This is a genomic window from Roseinatronobacter sp. NSM, assembly GCF_052379845.1.
Classification (GTDB): Bacteria; Pseudomonadota; Alphaproteobacteria; order Rhodobacterales; family Rhodobacteraceae; genus Roseinatronobacter.
In genome coordinates, this window is the sequence record NZ_JBQTCF010000088.1 from 1 (window position 1) to 1535 (window position 1535).

Genomic DNA, 1535 nt, shown 5'->3' on the forward strand with positions numbered 1-1535 from the left:
AATTCTGTTGAAAAACTCTGTGCTGCATCGCGGAATTTTCGGGTCTGAAATGACGGCGAGCGCCATTGATCATGGCGCTGCGGGTGCAGTTACTGGGATCGGGAATGTCTTGGCGAGTTTGCGGAGGTTTTGGGCGGTTGCGGCGAGGATAAATTCGTCATTTGCGCCATATGGGCCTCGCAATCGAAGGCGGCCCAAGCCGAGTATTCGCTTCAGATGTGCAAACAGCATCTCGACCTTCTTTCGGAGCCGCATCGCGATGACGTAATCATCGGTCTTGGCAATATCGCGGGCGACCTGGCGCGCGTCTTCGTGTTCTTCGCGGGTGATGGTGCGCAACTCGGCGTTCGGGCAGCATCTGTCTTTCGAAGGGCACGCCTGACAGGCCAGTTTCCGTGCGCGGTATTTTGCGACCCCTTTGCCTGTCGGGCCTCGGTTCGGGTCGGAATAGTTGCGGCGAAATTGCTTCAAGTCGTAGCCTTCGGGGCAGATGTAGCGGTTGTTTTCGGGATCCCACTCGAAGTCCTCCCGGCTCCATGTGCCATCGGTGCGCGCGGACTTGTCGATGACCGGGATGAATGGACCAATCTTGCGTTCGACCAACCAGCCCAGCATTGGCCCCGACCCATAGGCAGTGTCCGCGATCAGCCAGTCAGGTTGCATTCCAAAGGTTTCGCGCACCCGATCCAGCATCCTGCGCGTTGACCCGACTTCTGCCTGCCGGATTGACCTTGTGCCCTCAACATCCATGATCACCCCGTGATCCGTATCGATGAGATAGTTATCGGAATACGCAAAGAATGCCGGTGCCTTATGGGCGGCAGTCCACTGGCTGGCCGGATCGGAGTGCGAGGTGAATTTTGGTTCAACCTCGCTTGCCGCGCCAAAAGCTTCATGATCCAGAACGTCAAGATATTCCCTGACGGCCCGCGGTGCCTCGGCGGGGTCAATATTCTGCGTGTTCCAATCCTCCTTGCGCGTCGAGTTCTGCTTGTTGACATCGGCCGCGATCAGACTGGCATCCACAGCAAACCTCTGGCCGCTCGCCAGTCCCTCAGTGATGCAGCGCGCAACGACGGTTTCGAACACATGGCGGAGCAATTCGCTTTCCCGAAACCTGCCATGACGGTTCTTGGAAAAGCTGGAATGATCGGGGACCGGATCAGTAAGGTCTAGGCGACAGAACCAGCGATACGCCAGGTTCAAATGAACTTCTTCGCACAGACGCCGCTCCGACCGGATGCCAAAACAATATCCCACAAGCAGCATGCGGATCAGCAGCTCCGGGTCGAGGGACGGTCGCCCGGTGTGGCTGTAGAACGGTGCCAGATGCGCACGAATGCTGCCAAGGTCGACAAAACGATCAATCGCGCGCAGCAGATGGTCTTGCGGCACATGATCTTCAAGCGAGAAATCATAGAATAATGCGCTTTGTGGCTGTTGCCTCGGTCCCATCATGGCCGTCATCCCCTGCACCAACGCAAGAATTGAATCAGGGTTCAAACTCAAAAACAACAAGAGTTTTTCAACAGAAT

1 protein-coding gene is annotated in these 1535 nt (G+C 56.5%); it reads right to left on the reverse strand.

What is annotated here, in order from left to right:
- Positions 1 to 69: 69 nt before the first annotated feature.
- On the reverse strand, positions 70 to 1458 hold the full coding sequence (locus ACTZWY_RS19710) for a transposase (RefSeq protein ID WP_444792405.1): 1389 nt from the start codon (positions 1456 to 1458) through the stop codon (positions 70 to 72).
- Positions 1459 to 1535 lie beyond the last annotated feature (77 nt).

What these genes read in the sequence shown, in the direction of transcription:
- ACTZWY_RS19710 (WP_444792405.1), bottom strand. Translation starts at nt 1,458, where the DNA reads ATGATGGGACCGAGGCAACAGCCACAAAGCGCATTATTCTATGATTTC.